Below are 17,654 nucleotides of genomic sequence, written 5' to 3'. Positions count from 1 at the left end.
CGACAGGAGGACGACATGACTGACGATCTGAAGGCCCGCGCCATCGCGCTCTACGACCGTTTTACCCACGTCCATCACGATCGACGCGCCTTCATGGGCGAGATGACCAAGCTGGCGGGCAGCGCCGCCGCCGCGCAGGCGCTGATCGCCACGATCGCCGCCGATCCCGCCGCCGCCGTGGTGATCGCGGAGGACGACAAGCGCCTCGACGCGAAGATGGTCGGGTGGAAGGGCGCCAATGGCCACACACTCACCGGCTATATGGCGATCCCCAAGAAGCATGCGAAGAAGCCCGCCGCCGTCCTCGTTGTGCACGAAAATCGGGGTCTGCAGCCCTACACGAAGGATGTCGCGCGCCGCCTGGCGATCGCTGGCTTCGTGGGTGTCGCGATCGACTTCCTCTCGCCCCAGGGCGGCACGCCCACCGATGAGGACAAGGCGCGAACGATGATCGGCGCACTCGATATGCCGATGACGATCGCGGACGGGGTCGCGACGGTCGATTGGCTGTCGAAGCACAAATTGCTCAATGGCAAGGTCGGCGTGGTCGGCTTTTGCTGGGGCGGCGCGATGGCCGATCGGCTCGCGGTCGCGTGCGGGCCGACGCTGGCGGCGGCCTGCGCCTTCTATGGCCCGCCCCCGCCGCCGTCGGAGGCTGCGAAGGTCAAGGCCGCGTCGCTGCTCCATTATGCCGGCACCGACGATCGCGTGAATGCCGGCGCCGGCCCGTGGGTCGATGCGCTGAAGGCCGCGGGTGCGGAGGTCACGCGCTACGATTATCCGGGCACGCAGCACGCGTTCCACAACGATACGTCGGCGGCACGCTTCAACGCCGAAGCCGCCACCCTCGCCTGGGATCGTACGATCGCCTTCTTCAAGGAGAAGCTGGCCACGGAGTCGGGGAAATGAGCGACGAAGTCACCCTCTACTACAACCCCCGCTCGCGCGCGCAGATGGCGCATTATGCGTTGGAGGAAGTGGGCGCGCCCTACAAGCTGGTCCATATCGATTTCGAGAGTGGCGAGAACCGCAAGCCCGATTTCCTGAAGATCAATCCGATGGGCAAGATCCCCACGATCGTCCATCGCGATACGGTGATCACCGAAGCGGCGGCGATCATCGGCTATCTGGCGGATGCCTTCCCCGCCGCCGGCCTTGCCCCTGCAGTCGGCGATCCGCGCCGCGGCACGATGCTGCGCTGGCTAGTCTTCGGCGCGAGTTCATTCGAACCCGCGATGGTCGACGTGATGATGAAGCGCGAGCCGGTCAACAAGATGATGGCCGGCTGGGGGGACTGGGACGACGTGCTCGGCGCGCTCGAAGTGATGCTCGATCCCGGCCCCTGGGTGCTGGGCGATCAGTTCAGCGCGGCGGACATCTATGTCGGCGCCGAACTCGCCTGGGCGAAGACCTTCGGCGCGCCGGGCATTGCCGATCGGCCCAAGCTGCTCGCCTATATCGATCGCATCACCGCGCGCCCGGCCTATCAGCGGACGATCGGTGCCACCGGCTGAGACGCGCACGATTGGCGATGTCGCGATCGCCGTCCACGATCGGGGATCGGCGATCGCTCTGCTCGAAGGCTGGGTGAGCGCAGGCGAGCGGCGGACGGTCAGCTTCGCCAACGCGCATAGCGTCAACCTCGCCGCGCGCGATCCCGCCTTCCGCGCGGCGCTGTCGCAGATGCTGGTGCTGAACGACGGTATCGGCGTCGATCTGGGCAGCAGGCTGCTCTACGGCGCGCGCTTCCCCGCCAATCTCAACGGCACCGATTTCGTGCCCGCTTTGCTAGCCGCCGCGCAACCGCGCAAAGTCGCGCTGCTGGGGGCCGCGCCGGGCGTCGCGGATCAGGCGGCCACCCGGCTCGCTGCCGCCTTCCCGCAGCATCGCTTCACGGTGATCGGCGACGGCTTCTTCGCTGACGAAGCCGCCATCGTCGATCGACTGGCGGCGGCGCAGGCCGATTACGTCCTCTTGGGCATGGGCCAGCCCCGGCAAGAGCTGTTCGCCGCGCGTCATGCGGGGCGCTGGCCCGGCGTGACGCTGTGCATCGGCGCCTATATCGATTTCGCCGCCGGCCGCGTGCCGCGCGCGCCTCTGTGGGTCCGAAAGCTACACGGAGAGTGGCTTTTCCGGCTTTCGATCGAGCCGCGCCGGATGGCCGGTCGCTACCTGATCGGCAACGCCCGTTTCCTCGCCGCCATGCTCATCCAGCGCGTAAAGAAAAAGGGCCCGGTGGCGAACCACCGAGCCCTTTAGAAGCTCTCGCTTCCTTCGCGTTCTCAGCGGCGATCGCCCATGAACTGCAGCAGGAAGGTGAACATGTTGATGAAGTCGAGATAGAGCGTCAGCGCGCCCATGATTACCGACTTGCCGACGAAATCGGTGCCGGCGACATGGTAATAGAGGCTCTTGATCTTCTGCGTGTCATAGGCGGTCAGGCCCGCGAACAGCAGCACGCCGATCGCCGAGATCACCAGCTGCATCATCGACGACTGCAGGAAGATGTTGATCAGCATCGCGACCAGCAGACCGACGACACCCATGATCAGGAAGGTGCCGAACGGCGCCAGATCACGCTTCGTGGTGTAGCCGTAGAGGCTCAGGCCCGCGAAGGCCGTCGCGCTGGCGAAGAAGGTCGTCGCGATAGAGGTGCCGGTGTAAACCAGGAAGATCGACGACATCGACAGCCCCATCGACACCGCAAAGGCCCAGAAAAGAGCCTGCGTCGCGAAGGTCGACAGACGGTTGATCCCGAAGTTCAGCACCAGGATGAACGCCAGCGGCGAGAACATGATGACGTACTTCAGCAGACCCGGACCGCCCAGGATCTGCAGCGCCGCGCCCGACTGCGCGAACAGCAGGGCGACGATGCCGGTCAGCAGCACGCCCGACGCCATGTAATTGTAGATCGAGAGCATGTAGGACCGCAGCCCTGCATCGAAAGCAGCCTCGCCAACGCCAGCGCGCGTCGCGCGGGGCGCGGCAGTCGCCCGGGGGTCAGACCAGTTAGCCATGATGTGCACTCTCCAATAAACGGCGGGTCAAAACGACCCTAAGCCGGTTCATCCGAATATCGGACTAAACCATTCCCTTTTCAAGCAGACGCGCGTTGAATGCGCCGTGAATGCATGATCCTCACGCCATAGAAACGATCCAGCAATGTTCCGCCTCTTCGTCGCCCTCAAACCACCTTTCGCGATGCGCGCCGCTTTGCTCGACGCGATGGGCGGCGTGCCGGGCGCGCGCTGGCAGGATGACGAGCAACTCCACCTGACCCTGAGCTTCATCGGCGAGGTCGACCGGCATCAGGCGGAGGATATCGCCGCCGCCCTCGGCAGCGTCCGCCATCCGCCCGTGCGCTTCGCGCTCGCGGGTCTCGGCAGCTTCGATACACGCGATCGGATCACGTCTTTGTGGGTGGGCGTCACCCCGCAGGACGAAGTGCGCTCGCTCCACGACGCCGTCCTGCGTGCGCTGACCCGCGCCGGCGTCCGCCCCGAAGCGCGCGCCTTTCTGCCTCACATCACGATCGCCCGCTTCTCACGCGGCAACGCGCCGACCGGAGACATCCCCGCAGCCCAACTCACCCCCGCCCCCATCGAAGCGACGTGCGAGCATTTCATCCTGTACGAAAGCCACATGGGGTCGGAGGGTTCGACCTACACGGCGGTGGAGAGATACGCGCTTCTCTAGAAACTCGTCATTGCGAGGAGCCGAAGGCGACGCGGCAATCCAGGCCCGCGTTGGAGATGGTCAGAAACCTCTCCTAGTTCGGGCCTGGATTGCTTCGCTACGCTCGCAATGACGAGTTTGGCGAAGCTACTTCGTCACCACACCGCAGGCGATGCGACCACCCGCATTGCCGGTCGGATCGGTCTTGTAATCGTCGGCCGTCGCATGAACCACGATCGCCGCGCCATCCGCGTCGAGCAGCGGATGATCGCCGCCCGTCAGCGTGCCGTGCGGCACCTTGGCCATGAACTTGCCCGTGCCGTCGGCGCCGACGGTCATGTTCGGCATGTCGCCCATATGCGCACCGGCCGGATTGTCCTTGCCGTGCTGCTTGCTCATCGGGTTCCAGTGGCCGCCCGCGCTTGTGAAGTCGGGCGCGGTGCAGGCGCCGGTCGTGTGAATGTGGACGGCGTGGACGCCCGGCGGCAGTCCTTCGGCCTTCAGCATCACGGACAGGCCGTCCTTGCCCTCCATGAACATCGCCTTGCCCTTCACCACGCCCTTGGCGTCCTTGAGCTCGGCGGTGGCATGGCCCGCGCCGCCATGCCCCATCTTGCTATGATCCATCTGGGCGACGGCGGGCATGCTCGCGCACAGGATTGCGGCGGCTGCGATCGAAAGGCGGGAAACACGCATATTGTTCTCCTTTGGTCCGTCCCCACGGATATTCCGCTTTCGGGTCATAGCGTATAACAGTGACGGATCGAGAGGGGTTCCGGCCGGAATTTCCGAATGCGTGCGTGGGGGAATGGCGTGGCGGTTGCGGATCAGAAGATCGTCGTCGTGGGTCTCGGCTATGTCGGCCTGCCGCTCGCGGTACAGCTTGCCAAACATTATCCCACGGTCGGCCTCGACATCGATCAGGGGCGGATCGACGAGCTACGCAAGGGCCACGATCGCACCCGCGAGGTCGATGCGGATGCCCTCAACGCCTCGTCACTCGTCCTGACGGCAGACCCGTCCGAGGCCGCCGATGCCGACATCTATATCGTCACCGTCCCCACGCCGGTCGACGACGCCAACCGCCCCGATCTCAGCCCGGTCATGTCGGCGACGCGCACCGTCGCGGGCCTGCTCAAGCCCGGCCGCGCGCATGTCATCGTCTATGAAAGCACCGTCTATCCGGGCGTGACCGAGGATATGTGCGGGCCGGAACTGGAGGCGAAATCGGGCCTCAAGCGCGGCACCGACTTCTTCCTGGGCTACTCGCCCGAACGCATCAATCCGGGCGACCGCGAACATACGGTCGATCGCATCGTGAAGGTGGTCGCGGGCGAAAACCCGGAGATCACCGAACGCATCGCCCAGATCTACGACAAGGTGACGAGCGCGGGCGCCTTCCGCGCCGCATCGATCAAGGCCGCCGAAGCCGCCAAGGTGATCGAGAACGCCCAGCGCGACATCAACATCGCCTTCATGAACGAGATCACCCAGATCTTCGCCCGGCTCGACATCTCGATCTGGGATGTGCTCGAGGCCGCGGGCACCAAGTGGAACTTCCTGAAGTTCCAGCCCGGCCTCGTCGGCGGCCACTGCATCGGCGTCGATCCCTACTATCTCAGCCATTGCGCGCAGAGCGTGGGCCACCTGCCCCGCGTCATCCTCGCCGGCCGCTCGATCAACGATGCGATGGCAGGCTGGGTCGCCGATGCGATCCATACCAAGCGCAAGAGCAAGATCGGCTCGGTCCTGATGATGGGCGTCACCTTCAAGGAGGATGTGCCCGATCTGCGCAATTCGAAGGTGTTCGACGTGGTGAAGCGCCTGCGCTGGCTCGGCCACCGCGTCACCCTCCACGATCCGCTCGCCGATCCGGTCGAGGCGCGCCACGAATATGGCGTCGGCCTCTCGTCGGACGCGCTGTCGGGTCGCTACGACGTCGTCGTCGGCGCGGTGCCGCATGGCGACTATAAGGGCCTCGATCCCAAGCTGATCGACGATCTGGTCGAACCCAACGGCCTCGTCGCCGACATCAAGGGCATGTGGAGCGGCAAGGCGTTGCGCTCCGATATCGAGCGTTGGACGCTCTGATCGTCGCGCACCGATCGACATGGATGATCTTTTCGCCGACAGGGCGATCCGCGATCGGGCGCTGACCCGCGCGGACCTCCAATCGCTTCGCGGCGCGCAGACGCTCATCGCCTGCGATCTCGAAGAGGCCGATCTCGCGCGGCTCGACCTGTCGGGCTGGACCTTCGAACAGTGCAACCTGCGCCGCGCCGATCTGTCCGGCGCCCGGCTCGAACGGACGACCTGGCGATCCTGCCGGGGTGCCTTCGTCAATTTCGTCGGCTGCGACCTGTCCGAAGCCTCGTTCTTCGCCAGCGACATCAACAATGCATCGATGCGGCGAACCACGCTGGAGGCGGCGCGCTTCGTCGGCTGCAAGCTCACCGGCGTCGATCTGTCCGACGTGAAAGCCATCGATCTTCATGTCGAGGAAACGTTGCTGATCAACGCCAAGCTTGCCGGGCGCAGCTTTCACAAGGCCCATCTCAAGCGGATCGATTTCTCGCAGGCCGATCTGCGCAAGTGCGACTTCCGCCTCGCATCGTTCGAAGATTGCAGCCTGCGCGAGGCCATCGTCGATGGGGCGCGCTTCGAAGGCGCCGATCTGCGCGGCGCGGATCTGGGCGGCGCGGATCTGGGCGGCATCAAGCTGGGCGACGCGTCGCGCTTTCGCGGCGCCACCATCTCGCGCGAACAGGCCGCGCAGCTCTTGAGCGAGGTCGGGCTGAAAGTCCGCTAAGTCGACGCGGGGGCAGCCGGTTCTTGGCGCAAGATCTTCTCCATCGGCCGGTCCTTGGCGAGTTCGTCGATCAGTTTGTCGAGATAGCGTATCTCGCGCATCACCGGCTCCTCGACCGCCTCGACACGCACGCCGCAGACCGTCCCGGTGATCAGCGCGCGGGCCGGGTTCATGCGCGGCGCTTGTTCGAAGAAGCTTTCGAAATCGACGCGCTTGTCCAACTGCTCCTGCAACGTCGCTTCGCTGTGGCCGGTCAGCCAGCAGATGATCGTGTCGACCTCCGCCTTGCTGCGCCCCTTCTTCGCGGCCTTGGCGACATAGGCCGGATAGACGCTGGCGACGGCCATCGCATGGATGCGGTGCTTCGTCATTTCTGGATCATCCCCTCGCATCGCGCATCGAAACCGCGCGCCAGTTCGGCCAGGCTGACCTTGCCCAGCCGCGCGATCAGCAACGCCTCCGCTTCGCGCAGCGCATCGTCCAGCGCTTCGTTCACCGCCTGCTCGACCGCGCAGTCCGGATTGGAATTCTCGCTGCCGATCGCAAAGATGCGCGGGCCGCCCACGGCATTGTGGACGTCGAGCAGCGATACCTTCGCCAGGTCCGCCGCGATCACCCAGCCGCCGCCATGCCCCTTTTCCGATCGCACATAACCCGCGTCGCGCAGGCCCGCCATCGTCCGCCGCACCACCACCGCATTGGTGCCCAGCATCTGCGCGATCGTTTCGGACGTCATCGGGCCGTCGCGCCGCGCCATGTGGAGCAGAACGTGCAGCATTCGGGAAAGGCGGCTGTCCTTCCTCATGATCCGACCTTTGCACGACAAGCGGGATTGGCAGGAGGTGCATTTCACGATACTTATAATGTTACATGATATTTGGAGTCATTGCGATGCGCGAGTTCGAAAACCCCGATCATTGGGATACCGCCGCCCAGCATTATGAGCGGACCGCCCACCCCTTCACCGCGCGCTTTGCCGAGGCGGCCCTCGCTCGCGTCCCGCTGACGCCGAAAAGCCGCGTCCTCGATGTTGCGGCAGGCACGGGCGCGCTCGCCCTCGCGGCGGCGCGAACCGACGCGCAGATCCTCGCGACCGATTTCTCTCCCGGCATGGTTGCGCGCATCGCCGCCGCCAATCTCCCCAATGTCGAAGCGCAGGTGATGGACGGGCAGGCGCTGACCTTGCCCGATGCAAGCTTCGACGCCGTCTTCTCGATCTTCGGCGTCATCATGTTTCCCGATTGGCGCAAGGGCCTCGCCGAAATGGCGCGCGTCACGCGGCCGGGCGGCTACGGCGTGATCGCGAGCTGGCAGAGCCGCGGCGCTGCGACCTTCCTGCTGCTGGGGGATATCCGCCGCAAACTCTTCCCCGATCGCCCCGGCATAACGATGCCCGAAGCCGTCGGCGCGATGAGCGATCCGGCCGATCTCGCAAGCCTTCTGGTCGCCGCAGGTTATCGCGATCCGCAGGTCGATCGGGTGACGCACGATTATGATCTGGAGGTCGCGCTCCTCGACGATCCCGACAGCCTGTTCGGCATGTCGCCCGACTGGACCGAACTGAACGCCGCCGACAAAGCCGCCGTCATCGCCGAAGTGCGGCAGATGGCGGGCGACCGCCCGATCCTCCCAATCCCCTCCACCGCGCTGATCGGGGTTGCCCGGCGCTAAGCCTTGGCCTTTCGGGGGTTCACGCCTCCGAAAGGCTCAGCACATTGCCTTCGCTGTCGGCGAACCACGCCACCTTCGCCGCGCCATCGGGCGACGTCCACACGCCATCGGCGTCCTGGCCCATCCCCTCGTAGATCGTGAAGGCCACGCCCTTGCCGCGCAGGTCGGCAACCGCCGCGCTTATGTCGGCGACATTCCATCCCAGCACCGGATGCGGCCCCGCCTGATAGTGCGGAAAGGGCGTCATGCGCAGCAGCGCGCCGCCCATGTCGAAGAAGGATCCGAAATCGTCGCTGCTCTTGAGCGCGAGGCCCAACACGTCGCGATAGAAGGCGGTCGCCCGATCGCGATCACCGACATTGACGAAGCTCACCGGCACGCTGCCCTCGATCATCACCGCCCCTGTCACAGCCGACGTCACAGCCGACGGGGCGGAAACTATCACGATATCGGCGCGGTCTCATGCGGCTTCGATCCGAAGCGGACAAAGAAAAAGGGGCCGGCCCGAAGGCCGACCCCAATTCTCGAACCGGTCGCCGGTTGCCCGGCGACCTCGGCATTACATGCCGGCGCCGAACGTGATTTCCACGCGGCGGTTCTGCGGCTCGCGGACGCCGTCGGCGGTCTCGACGAGCGGGCGGCTTTCGCCGAACGCTTCGGTCGCCATCGCGGCTTCCGGCACGCCCTTGCCAGCCAGGTAGGCCTTCACGGCGTCGGCACGACGCTGCGAGAGACCGACGTTGTACTGGTCGCTACCCGACTTGTCGGCGTGACCAGCAAGCTGGACCTTCGCCTGACCGGTCGTCGCATAAGCGTTCGCGGCGTTGTCGAGGATCGAAGCCGCTTCAGCCGTGATGTTCGACTTATCCCAGTCGAAGAACACGATGAACGGACCCGGGGTCTCGACAACCGGCGGCGGCGGAGGCGGCGGCGGCGGGGGAGGCGGCGGGGGCGGAGGCGGCGGCGGCGGCGGCGGAGCAGCCGGTTCGCCGAAGTTGTAGATCAGGCTGGCGAGAACGCTGTGCGAACGCCACTTGGTCTCGTAGCTCGCGCCCAGACGGTCGAGAACCTTCACGTCGTCGACGACGAAGTAACGATACTTCACGCCAACGTCGATGTTGTTGGTGACCGGGTAACGAACGCCGGCCAGCGCCTGCCATGCAAAGCGCGAGTCGCTGTCGTTGATGAACGACGCCGAACCGATCGTGTAGGTGCTCAGCTTGACGCGGGCGACACCGGCACCACCGCCGACGAAGCCCTGGAAGCCGTCATCGGCGCCGAAGTCCAGCAAACCGTTGACCATGAAGCTCAGCGCGCTGTTGTGACCGGTGGCATTGTAGTTGCCGGCCGGAGCGAGCGTCGCGCCACCCGTGTTCGGGGTCGGGCCGCTGGCTTCCCAGTTGTTCACGCGGTTACGCTTGTAAGCCGCTTCGCCTTCCAGGCGGAACATGCCGAAGTCGTAGCCGACGATGCCGTCGACATCGAAGCCGACCTTGCTGTCCGCGGTGGCCGTGGTCGGCACGTTCGCGCGGGTGACGTCGAAGTTCAGATCCTCAAGGATCATCCCACCACCTTCGACACCGACGTACCAAGCCTTATCCTTGGCAAAGGCCGGAGCGGCCATCGCGGTCGAGGCGAGCGCTGCCATCAAGGCAAGCTTGCGCATATCATTCCCCTTTCCAATCGTTCCGGGAAGGAACTGTATCCACCTAACCCAAGTAACCAAATATATGCAAGCGCGCACATATCTGTTGCTGCGAAGACACAATCTCAGGGAGGATGAGCCCCACCCCTCTGTTTGGCGACGACAGACAAGCCGGGAAACGCGGGTTCATCGAAAGGGTTGCGTCGATTTCACAAAAATTTTCGGGTGTGATTTTTTAGCCTCGCTCATGCGGAAATCAGCCCATGCGCGCGTGCGGCATCGAGCAAGCCAACGATTGCGTTGCGCGCCTGAACGTCGATCGTCGCGCCGCCCGCTGGGTCTGAAATGGCGGGCCTGCGCGCGCCCAATACCGGATTTCCGCCAATTATGACCTTCGCCACCGGCAGCTCGCCGATCGCCCAGTCATCATCGACGCGATAGACCCAAAGCGCGTCGGCCAAGCTCCACACGGCCATGCCCGGCCGCAGGTCCAGGTAACGCCACGGCAGCATCACCTTCAGCCCGCGCCGCTCGGTCCACACCCGGCCCAGCTCGCGCTCGGCGATCGCCTTCGCCTGCCCCGCCGCCATCGCCGCGGGAAGCTCGCGCGCGTCGGTCCGCACCGCGCCACCCCGCCGCCGCGCGCGCTGCAAGCCCGCCTGCCAGTCGCGATCCGGCTCATAATAGGTGATGCTGATCTCGTCGGGCAGCTTGCCCGCCCCCTGCGCCGCCTCCTCGCGCCGCACCATCCGCCGCTCACCGCCGTTCGCCCCCAGATCGCCCGCAGCGATCGTCACAGGCGCCGCCCCCGCCGCATCCAGCCGCAGCACCGCGCCATCATCGCGCGCACCCATCGGCTCGATCAGCATCAGCGCCTCGATCGCCCCGCGCACGCTGTCGCCGCTCACCGCATAGCCGTCGACGCTCGCCGCCCCGCTCGCCGCGACCTCCGCGCCGCCCAGTTCGCCCACGATCGCCGCCACCGGCACCGCGCCCTCATCGGCCACCAGTTCGAACGACAGGCTTCGTCAGATTGTCCCACGTCTCGATCGCGTTCGGCCATTTGGCGATCTCGTCGGCCCAGGCGTGGCTGTGTTGGGGGCCGCGCAGCATCTCCGCCTCCGCCGCCGAATAGAGCGCGGCCTCCGCGCCCCCCTTCCATTTCAGCCGCCGCAGCGAGCTTTCATAGGTCGGCCGCGCCGTCGGATCGCCGATGTTGAGCAGCCCGCTCGGCCCCTCCACCATCACCGCGCGCGCTTCGGCAATGCTGGCCGCGACCAGGGCGATGCGCGCCGTGCCGTCCCGTTCGGCCACGCCGCGCACCCATTCCGCCCCCGCCCGCGTCTTGCCGAAACCGCGCCCCGCCAGGATCAGCCACAGCCGCCAATCGCCCTCTGGCGCGCATTGCGAAGCCCGCGCCCGCACGCCCCAGCCATATCGCACCTTGCGCAGATCGCATGGCTTGATCGCCCCGATCGCCGCCATCCTCTCGTCCGCCGGCATCCGCGCCCATTGTTCGAACTGCGACGCGCCCTCGGCTTCGGCCTCAGGCGAACACGGCGTCGTCATCGTCGCCCTTCAGCCGCTTCGCGATCGCCTTCACCTCATCGGTGATCGCCGCGCGCATCTCATCCTCGGTCTCGATCGATCCGCCATCTTTCATCCGCGCGCGATAGGCCGCCAGCATCGCCAGCCCCAGCCGATCCGAATATTCGCGGACATAGCATTTGATCTCACCCCCGTGGATCACCGCGCGTTCGACGCCGAACAGAGCGCGGCCCAGCAACTCCGTCTCCAGCCGCGCATAAGCCTCACCCAGCGCCGCCATCCACCCATCCCGAAACGCCGCATCCTTGCGCCGCAGCCGATACACCGTCGTCGAACTCAGCCCCGACTCCCGGCACGCCTCCGACACGTTCAAACTGTGCCCCAGCACGTCCAGAAACTTTGCGCGCTTGCTCTCCGCCGCCACAGCCATCCTCCCCGCAAATGAAAAGGGCCGGACAGCATCTCCGTGTGGAGACGCCCCGGCCCTCGACGCAATTTCTCATCTTGCGACTCACCTACCCGATGAGCGTCACGATGTCAAGCGATTTTTACCGATTTGGTGAAATACCCAAATCCTCCCCGGAGGGAGAGGGGGACCATCCACAGGATGGTGGAGAGGTATTGGCCGGCAGGGGAGGTTTCGTTTGTGGCGAATACCCCTCCACCGCTTCGCGGTCCCCCTCCCCCTCCGGGGGAGGACTTGCGAAAGCCCCACTCGTCATTGCGAGGAGCCGAAGGCGACGCGGCAATCCAGGCCCGCACTGGAGATCGTCGCGAACCTCTCACATGCGGGCCTAGATTGCTTCGCTCCGCTCGCAATGACGAAGCGGGGAGAAGTCCTGCAACGGGCCGCAGGCCCGCAAGGCCGAACGGCCGCCCGCGCTTATTGCGCGGAAGCCAAGCCGCGCGGATGCGCGCCGCCCGGCGTCTGAGGCCGAATCAAAGACTCAAACCCACCAAAATCTCGTTCTGCTTCACCGTCCCCGGCTTCAGCGGCGAGTTGTAATAAGCATGCTCGACATCGCCCGCCGCCGTCCGCGCCTTGGCCGAAACCCAGCGCAGAAGCTCGGCCGCCTTGTCCGCGAACAATTTGTCGTTGGGCTTGCCGCTCACCTTTACCGCCGCCATTTCGCGCGCCGGGATTTCGACGATCGCGATCCCCTCGCCCGGCTCGGGCACGTCCTTGCGCGCCATGCCTTCGGGCAGCAGGAAGCGGATGCGCCAGCTGCCGCCGCTCGCCGGTTCGGCCAGGATCGGCATCGCGATCGGGATTTCGTCATCCTGATCCTTGTCCGCTCGCGCGCCGCCGAACATATAATCGGCAAGCAGGCCGAAGCCGTTGCCCAGTGCGCGGTCCCGCGAACCATGCTGGATCGTTTCGATCGCCAGCATCGCGGGGTAACGGCGCAGTTCGAACGCGCCTTCGCCCGCCAGAAGCTCGAAGCGCGGCGCTTTCGCCTGCCGCTCCTTCAGGTACAGATAGGCCGCCCCGCCCGCCGCCACCGCGACCGCGCCCGCAACCCACTTTCCCCAACCGAACTTCTTCGCTTCCGCCATCTGCACGCTCCTTGGACGCCGCGGCGCCTAGCAACCGACTTTGTCCGGAAAAGGGCGCTTCCCTAGATCCTCCCCGCACGGGGAGGGGGACCAGCGAAGCTGGTGGAGGGGGCAAGAGGCCGGACGCAGCGCTTGTGGCCAGCCCCCTCCGTCGCCTTCGGCGCCACCTCCCCGTCCCGGGGAGGATTTCGACGTTTTCGACCAACCACCGTTCCGCACGACCAACGACATTGGCCCCCGCCCCCACCCCCGTTACCCCTGCTGCGCAACAACAGGGAGGGGTCCCCATGAACATCCGCTCGATCATCCTCGCTACCGCGATCGCGGCTGCGCCTTATGCCGTCCTCGCGGTTTCGCCCAAGATCCTCGACGTGCCCGGCCGATCGGACAATGCCCGCGCCGCCGATGCGGGGCGCAAGCCCGTCGAAATCCTCAGCTATTTCGGCGTGAAGCCGGGCCAGCGCGCGCTCGATCTGATGGCGGGCGGCGGCTATTATTCGGAGCTTCTTGGGGCATCGGTAGGCCCCAAAGGCTCGGTCGTCGCCTTCATCAACGCCACGCCCGAGGATGGCGACACCGCCAAGCAGGACGCCGCCTGGGCAAAACTGCTCGCCCGCGAACCCAATGTCCGGCTGCAGAAGGGCAAGGTGAACGCGCTAACGTTCGCGCCCGCCAGCTTCGATTTCGCGCTGCTCCACCTCGAATATCACGATTTCTACTGGCAGTCGGAACAATATCACTATCCCCGCACCGATCCGGATGACGCGCTCAAGCGGCTATATGCCGCGATGAGGCCGGGTGGCGTGGTCGGCGTCGTCGATCATGTCGCCGATGCGGGCGGCGACGTGCGGACGGTCGTCGACAAGCTCCACCGCATCGATCCGGCGATCGTGAAGGCCGATTTCCAGCGCGCGGGCTTCGTCCTCGATGGCGAATCCAACGCGCTGATGACCGGCGCGGACGATCACGCCAAACTCGTCTTCGACCCCGCCGTCCGCGGCAAGACCGACCGCTTCGTCTTCCGCTTCAAAAAGCCTGCTTAATCAATCCTCTCCCGGAGGGAGAGGGGGACCGCCCGAAGGGTGGTGGAGAGGTATTGGCCGGCAGCGAAGGCTTCGCCTGTGGAGACTACCCCTCCACCGCTGCGCGGTCCCCCTCCCCCTCCGGGGGAGGATCTAAGCAGAAACCCGCCGCGCCGCTTCCACCGGCGGCGCGCCGGGCATCGGGGCGCGCTCGGCCGCCCACGCCATCACCTTCACCACCTGCCTCTCCACCGCGCTCAATCCGTAGCGCGGCGCACTCAGCCCGATCCGTGCGCGCACCTCGCCCGGCACCAGATCGACCGCCGCACGCACCAGCATCTTCTGCACCGGCCGGGTCGGCCTGGGCAGCAGCGGCGCATCCCCCATCATCGTCAGAAATTCGTGCAGGATCGCCGATCCCTCCAGCCCCGGCAGCGTCTCGGCCAGCATCGCCTCCCACGCATCGACCGACATCGGCGCCCCCGCCGCGCCATAAAGCCGCGCCGCGCCCGCCCCTTCGGCGAACGCCTGCGACACCTCCGCCCGGCTCAACGGCCGCGCGAACACCGAATAGGCCTCGATGAATCCGAAGGACGCGGTCGCCTGCACCCAATTGAGCAGCCGCACGTCATTGGCGTGATAGGGGGTGCCGTCGGGCGTCTCGCCGCGCACCTTGTCGTGCATCGCCACGACATGCGCGATCATCGCCTCGGCCGCGCTTTTCGGCCCGTACACCGTCATCATCGCCGCAAAGCCGGTGCGTTTCAGCCGCCCCACCGGATCGCGCCGGAACGAACTATGCTCCCACACGCCCGTCCGCACCGAAGGCTCCGCCAGCTCCAGCACCACCGCCGCCACGCCCCCGATGAACAAGGTCACCGGATTGCGGAAGATCGCCCAGGATATGGAGTCCGCGAGCACCAGCGCCGCCTCCCCCTTCGGCTCGGCAAAATCGAAATCCATCCCCGCGGGCGGGGCCATCAGCGCGCGAATATGATCCAACATAGATCATTAAATGGGGATGCGGCCCCGAGGTTCCACCCCCATCGTCATTGCGAGGAGCCGCAGGCGACGCGGCAATCCACTCCGAACTGCGGACTGGATTGCTTCGCTACGCTCGCAATGACGAAGCGAAAATGCGACGACGGGCGCATGACAATCCGCGGCCTCAACCACCTCACCCTCACGGTCGCCGATCTCGATCGCGCGGTCGATTTCTACCGCGATCTGCTCGGCCTCGCGCTGCGCGCCCGCTGGGCGGAGGGCGCCTATCTGGAGGCAGGAAGCCTGTGGCTCTGCCTCTCGCTCGACCCCACCGCCACGCAGGCATCGCGCACCGACTATACCCACTACGCGTTCGACGTTGCGCCCGACGATTTCGATGCGCTCGCCACGCGTATCCGCGCCGCCGCACCGATCTGGAAGGACAATCGCAGCGAGGGCGCCTCGCTCTACTTCCTCGATCCTGATGAGCACCGGCTGGAACTTCACGCCGGCAGCCTCGCCTCACGCCTCGCGCATTATCGCGCCACCGGGGTCGATATCGCGATTGTCGACGGCTAAGCCTCCGCCGCCAAACTCGCCACCCACGCCTTCGTCGCCGGGCACCCATCCATAGCGCGCGCATATCCCTCGCGCGCCGTCGTCCGCGCCACATAATCGCGCGCCGCGCCCGTCAGCGTGTAGCCCGCCGTCCGCTCGGCGAATTGCAGCGCGTAGGTCACCGAAATGTCGGCCGCGGTGAAGCGATCGCCCGCCATATAAGGCGCACTCTCCAGCTGGCGCGTCACCAGCCCCAGCCGGCTTTCGAAGACGGTCATGCCCAGCCGCGCGCCCCAATTGTCCTTCTCGCCCTCGGGCGCCATCATCCGGCTTACGGTGCTGATATAGGTCGGCCCGGCCAGCCCCGCTTCGCCCATGTGCAGATATTGCAGATAGGCGCCGAATCCCGGATCGCCCGGCCCCATAGCCAGCGGCGTCGGCCCGTATCGCGCCGCCAGATATTCGATGATCGCAATGGATTCGACCATCACCATATCGCCATCCTGCAGCGCGGGAATGAACCCCGCCGGATTGATCGCCAGGAACGCGGTATCATTCTCGACACCCTTGAGCAGATCGACGTCGCGCAGGCGATAGGGCAGCCCCATCTCCTCCAGCATCCAGACGACCCGAAAGCCCCGGCCCTCGCCCCAGACGGTGATCATCTGCCGCTCCTCCTAAAGCGCCCGCGCGACGCGAAACCCGATTTCGGGCGATGTCGTCAGCGGCGCCGCCGCTTTGCGCGCGGCCGATCGCGCCGCCGCCGGATCGCTTGCATAGCTGCCGCCGCGCACCACACGATCGGCGCAGTTCGGCATCACGATCGCGCTGCCATCGGCCGGCGCCCGGAAATAGCCGACCGCGTGGCAATCAATCACCCATTCGGCGACATTGCCGTGCATGTCGTGGACGCCGAAGCCGTTGGCCGGAAAGCCGCCGGTCGGCACGCTCTGGTTGAACTGGCCCAGGATATTGGCGTCGTCGGTGATGATCGCATCGCCCGTATTCCACGGCGTCGTCGTTCCGGCCCGCGCCGCATATTCCCATTCGGCTTCGGACGGCAGGAAATAACGCTGCCCGGTCGACTTGCTCAGCCAGTCGGCATAAGCGCGCGCGTCATACCAGCTTATGTTCGCCACCGGCCGCCGCCCGTCGTTCGACGCCGCCAGCGTCCGGCACGGCCCCGCCTTCGCGCAGGCCGCCCATTCGTCGAACGACACCTCATATTTCCCGATCGCGAAGGGCCGCGCGAACGCCACCCGGCGCACCGGCCCCTCATCGGCCTTGCGCCCCTCCTCGGCGGAGGTCGATCCCATCAGGAAACCGCCCGTCGGCAGCACGACCATTTCGGGGCAGGTCGCCTCGCAATCGCGGAAGGAGCCGACCTTGCGCGCGGGCGCATCCGCCGCCGCGGTTTCGGAGGCCGTTCCCGCCTTTGCCTCATCGACATAAGCCATCGCCTGACGCGTGATTTCCCATCCGTCCGGCTGCTGCCCGACGACCGTCGCCGTCACGGTGATCGGAAAGCCCTTGCGCGACGAATCCGGCACCAGGCCGCCCTCTGCGGGCAAAATCTGATAATAGAGTTTGGTCGCCGGCACATAATGCGCGGATCTGGCGACCACCAGATAAGGGCCGCCGCCCGCGACGAAGCGGCGCGTCGACTGCCACCCCTTCTGCACCGTTTCGTAGGTAAGCGCCCCTTCTCCTTTAATCGCGAATGTATCGAGCTTGCACTCGGCCCCCGGCGTCGCGCCGATATGGAAATAGAAATACATGAGCGGATTGATCGAAAGGAGCGTCCCTTGCAGGATCTTGAGCTCCCACACCTGCCCCGGCTGGGTATCGATCTGCATGCAGTAGATCGGGTCGCGCGGGTGATCGAATGGCATGGTGCGCGAGTTCAGGACCAGAGGCTGTCCGCTGACGATTTTGCGCACCGGCGCGGCATCCTGCGCATAAGCGGAAACGGACGCCGTGATCGCAGCCCACATAAGCAACAGCACGCGCAGATACTTCGCCATATGTCCCCCATTCAACGCGCCCGACCCTAGCCGAACCGCGATTGGAGGAAAGCCGATATCGACATGGCGGATTTGTGCGCATCTCCGGCGAAACTAACTTGCGTTAGTGCACGTTCGGCGGAACAATCGCGGCGAGGCCCTCCGCACATATTGCGTCACAA

22 protein-coding genes are annotated in these 17,654 nt (G+C 65.9%); 9 read left to right on the top strand and 13 right to left on the bottom strand.

Annotation, left to right across the window (positions count from 1 at the left end; all coding sequences use genetic code 11):
* Positions 1–15 precede the first annotated feature (15 nt).
* Genes EOD43_RS05935 through EOD43_RS05925 form a run of 3 tightly spaced genes read left to right on the top strand, consistent with a single transcriptional unit; the run spans position 16 to position 2,259 of the window.
* Entirely contained in the window at positions 16–909 is an 894-nt protein-coding gene (locus EOD43_RS05935; protein WP_127741994.1) for a dienelactone hydrolase family protein, read from the top strand.
* Complete coding sequence (locus EOD43_RS05930; RefSeq protein WP_127741992.1) at positions 906–1,514, top strand: glutathione S-transferase family protein; 609 nt, start codon at positions 906–908, stop codon at positions 1,512–1,514. Before EOD43_RS05935 ends, EOD43_RS05930 begins: the two co-directional genes overlap by 4 nt.
* On the top strand, positions 1,501–2,259 hold the full coding sequence (locus tag EOD43_RS05925; protein WP_127741990.1) for a WecB/TagA/CpsF family glycosyltransferase: 759 nt from the start codon (positions 1,501–1,503) through the stop codon (positions 2,257–2,259). Before EOD43_RS05930 ends, EOD43_RS05925 begins: the two co-directional genes overlap by 14 nt.
* 23 nt (positions 2,260–2,282) lie before the next feature.
* Here the strand turns inward: EOD43_RS05925 and EOD43_RS05920 are convergent, their stop codons facing one another.
* Positions 2,283–3,017: a Bax inhibitor-1/YccA family protein gene (locus EOD43_RS05920; protein WP_127741988.1), complete on the bottom strand. Its 735-nt coding sequence runs from the start codon at positions 3,015–3,017 to the stop codon at positions 2,283–2,285.
* A 145-nt stretch (positions 3,018–3,162) separates the two neighbouring features.
* Here EOD43_RS05920 and thpR point away from each other — a divergent pair, with 145 nt between their 5' ends.
* Positions 3,163–3,696 (top strand): RNA 2',3'-cyclic phosphodiesterase, encoded by a 534-nt coding sequence (gene thpR / locus EOD43_RS05915; RefSeq protein WP_127741986.1) that lies wholly within the window; start codon positions 3,163–3,165, stop codon positions 3,694–3,696.
* A 126-nt stretch (positions 3,697–3,822) separates the two neighbouring features.
* On the opposite strand, the gene EOD43_RS05910 is transcribed toward thpR, so the two are convergent.
* Positions 3,823–4,371 (bottom strand): superoxide dismutase family protein, encoded by a 549-nt coding sequence (locus tag EOD43_RS05910; protein ID WP_420822432.1) that lies wholly within the window; start codon positions 4,369–4,371, stop codon positions 3,823–3,825.
* A gap of 96 nt (positions 4,372–4,467) precedes the next feature.
* Here EOD43_RS05910 and EOD43_RS05905 point away from each other — a divergent pair, with 96 nt between their 5' ends.
* Together EOD43_RS05905 and EOD43_RS05900 are read left to right on the top strand one after the other, a co-directional pair.
* Positions 4,468–5,766 carry a nucleotide sugar dehydrogenase gene (locus tag EOD43_RS05905; protein WP_127741978.1) on the top strand — a complete coding sequence of 433 codons (1,299 nt, stop codon included), beginning with the start codon at positions 4,468–4,470 and terminating at the stop codon, positions 5,764–5,766.
* A 19-nt stretch (positions 5,767–5,785) separates the two neighbouring features.
* Positions 5,786–6,484 carry a pentapeptide repeat-containing protein gene (locus EOD43_RS05900; RefSeq protein WP_127741976.1) on the top strand — a complete coding sequence of 233 codons (699 nt, stop codon included), beginning with the start codon at positions 5,786–5,788 and terminating at the stop codon, positions 6,482–6,484.
* On the opposite strand, the gene EOD43_RS05895 is transcribed toward EOD43_RS05900, so the two are convergent.
* Both EOD43_RS05895 and EOD43_RS05890 read right to left on the bottom strand, forming a co-directional pair.
* Positions 6,481–6,855 (bottom strand): DUF2200 domain-containing protein, encoded by a 375-nt coding sequence (locus tag EOD43_RS05895; protein WP_127741974.1) that lies wholly within the window; start codon positions 6,853–6,855, stop codon positions 6,481–6,483. The two genes, EOD43_RS05900 and EOD43_RS05895, sit on opposite strands and share 4 nt — an antisense overlap.
* Entirely contained in the window at positions 6,852–7,289 is a 438-nt protein-coding gene (locus tag EOD43_RS05890; protein WP_127741972.1) for an Rrf2 family transcriptional regulator, read from the bottom strand. The genes EOD43_RS05895 and EOD43_RS05890 overlap by 4 nt, the downstream gene beginning before the upstream one ends.
* A gap of 86 nt (positions 7,290–7,375) precedes the next feature.
* Between EOD43_RS05890 and EOD43_RS05885 the strand changes: the two genes are divergently transcribed.
* Positions 7,376–8,155: a class I SAM-dependent methyltransferase gene (locus tag EOD43_RS05885; RefSeq protein ID WP_127741970.1), complete on the top strand. Its 780-nt coding sequence runs from the start codon at positions 7,376–7,378 to the stop codon at positions 8,153–8,155.
* A gap of 19 nt (positions 8,156–8,174) precedes the next feature.
* Here the strand turns inward: EOD43_RS05885 and EOD43_RS05880 are convergent, their stop codons facing one another.
* The 6 genes from EOD43_RS05880 to EOD43_RS05855 all read right to left on the bottom strand — a co-directional run bounded on the left by EOD43_RS05880 (position 8,175) and on the right by EOD43_RS05855 (position 12,905).
* Positions 8,175–8,549 carry a VOC family protein gene (locus EOD43_RS05880; RefSeq protein WP_127741968.1) on the bottom strand — a complete coding sequence of 125 codons (375 nt, stop codon included), beginning with the start codon at positions 8,547–8,549 and terminating at the stop codon, positions 8,175–8,177.
* Between the two features lie 165 nt (positions 8,550–8,714).
* A complete protein-coding gene (locus EOD43_RS05875) occupies positions 8,715–9,821 on the bottom strand; it encodes an OmpA family protein (RefSeq protein ID WP_127741966.1) in 1,107 nt (368 codons plus the stop codon).
* Between the two features lie 224 nt (positions 9,822–10,045).
* Entirely contained in the window at positions 10,046–10,807 is a 762-nt protein-coding gene (locus EOD43_RS05870; protein ID WP_127741964.1) for a phage tail protein, read from the bottom strand.
* A complete protein-coding gene (locus EOD43_RS05865) occupies positions 10,797–11,369 on the bottom strand; it encodes a terminase large subunit domain-containing protein (RefSeq protein ID WP_420822431.1) in 573 nt (190 codons plus the stop codon). Before EOD43_RS05865 ends, EOD43_RS05870 begins: the two co-directional genes overlap by 11 nt.
* On the bottom strand, positions 11,347–11,772 hold the full coding sequence (locus EOD43_RS05860) for a hypothetical protein (RefSeq protein WP_127741962.1): 426 nt from the start codon (positions 11,770–11,772) through the stop codon (positions 11,347–11,349). Before EOD43_RS05860 ends, EOD43_RS05865 begins: the two co-directional genes overlap by 23 nt.
* Before the next feature lie 515 nt (positions 11,773–12,287).
* On the bottom strand, positions 12,288–12,905 hold the full coding sequence (locus tag EOD43_RS05855) for an SOUL family heme-binding protein (protein ID WP_127741960.1): 618 nt from the start codon (positions 12,903–12,905) through the stop codon (positions 12,288–12,290).
* A 287-nt stretch (positions 12,906–13,192) separates the two neighbouring features.
* On the opposite strand from EOD43_RS05855, the gene EOD43_RS05850 reads away from it, so the two are divergent.
* Positions 13,193–13,948, top strand: coding sequence for a class I SAM-dependent methyltransferase (locus EOD43_RS05850; protein WP_127741958.1), 756 nt, complete (start codon positions 13,193–13,195; stop codon positions 13,946–13,948).
* Positions 13,949–14,080: 132 nt separating this feature from the next.
* On the opposite strand, the gene EOD43_RS05845 is transcribed toward EOD43_RS05850, so the two are convergent.
* Positions 14,081–14,932 (bottom strand): oxygenase MpaB family protein, encoded by an 852-nt coding sequence (locus EOD43_RS05845; protein ID WP_127741956.1) that lies wholly within the window; start codon positions 14,930–14,932, stop codon positions 14,081–14,083.
* Between the two features lie 147 nt (positions 14,933–15,079).
* Here EOD43_RS05845 and EOD43_RS05840 point away from each other — a divergent pair, with 147 nt between their 5' ends.
* Positions 15,080–15,490, top strand: coding sequence for a VOC family protein (locus tag EOD43_RS05840; RefSeq protein ID WP_127741954.1), 411 nt, complete (start codon positions 15,080–15,082; stop codon positions 15,488–15,490).
* On the opposite strand, the gene EOD43_RS05835 is transcribed toward EOD43_RS05840, so the two are convergent.
* Both EOD43_RS05835 and EOD43_RS05830 read right to left on the bottom strand, forming a co-directional pair.
* Positions 15,487–16,134: a glutathione S-transferase family protein gene (locus EOD43_RS05835; protein WP_127741952.1), complete on the bottom strand. Its 648-nt coding sequence runs from the start codon at positions 16,132–16,134 to the stop codon at positions 15,487–15,489. The two genes, EOD43_RS05840 and EOD43_RS05835, sit on opposite strands and share 4 nt — an antisense overlap.
* Before the next feature lie 12 nt (positions 16,135–16,146).
* Positions 16,147–17,493: a formylglycine-generating enzyme family protein gene (locus tag EOD43_RS05830; protein ID WP_127741950.1), complete on the bottom strand. Its 1,347-nt coding sequence runs from the start codon at positions 17,491–17,493 to the stop codon at positions 16,147–16,149.
* Positions 17,494–17,654: the final 161 nt, after the last annotated feature.

Source organism: Sphingomonas crocodyli, from assembly GCF_004005865.1.
Lineage (GTDB): Bacteria > Pseudomonadota > Alphaproteobacteria > Sphingomonadales > Sphingomonadaceae > Rhizorhabdus > Rhizorhabdus crocodyli.
The sequence above is the reverse complement of the archived record's forward strand: the minus strand, read 5'-3'. Positions and strand labels throughout refer to the sequence as shown.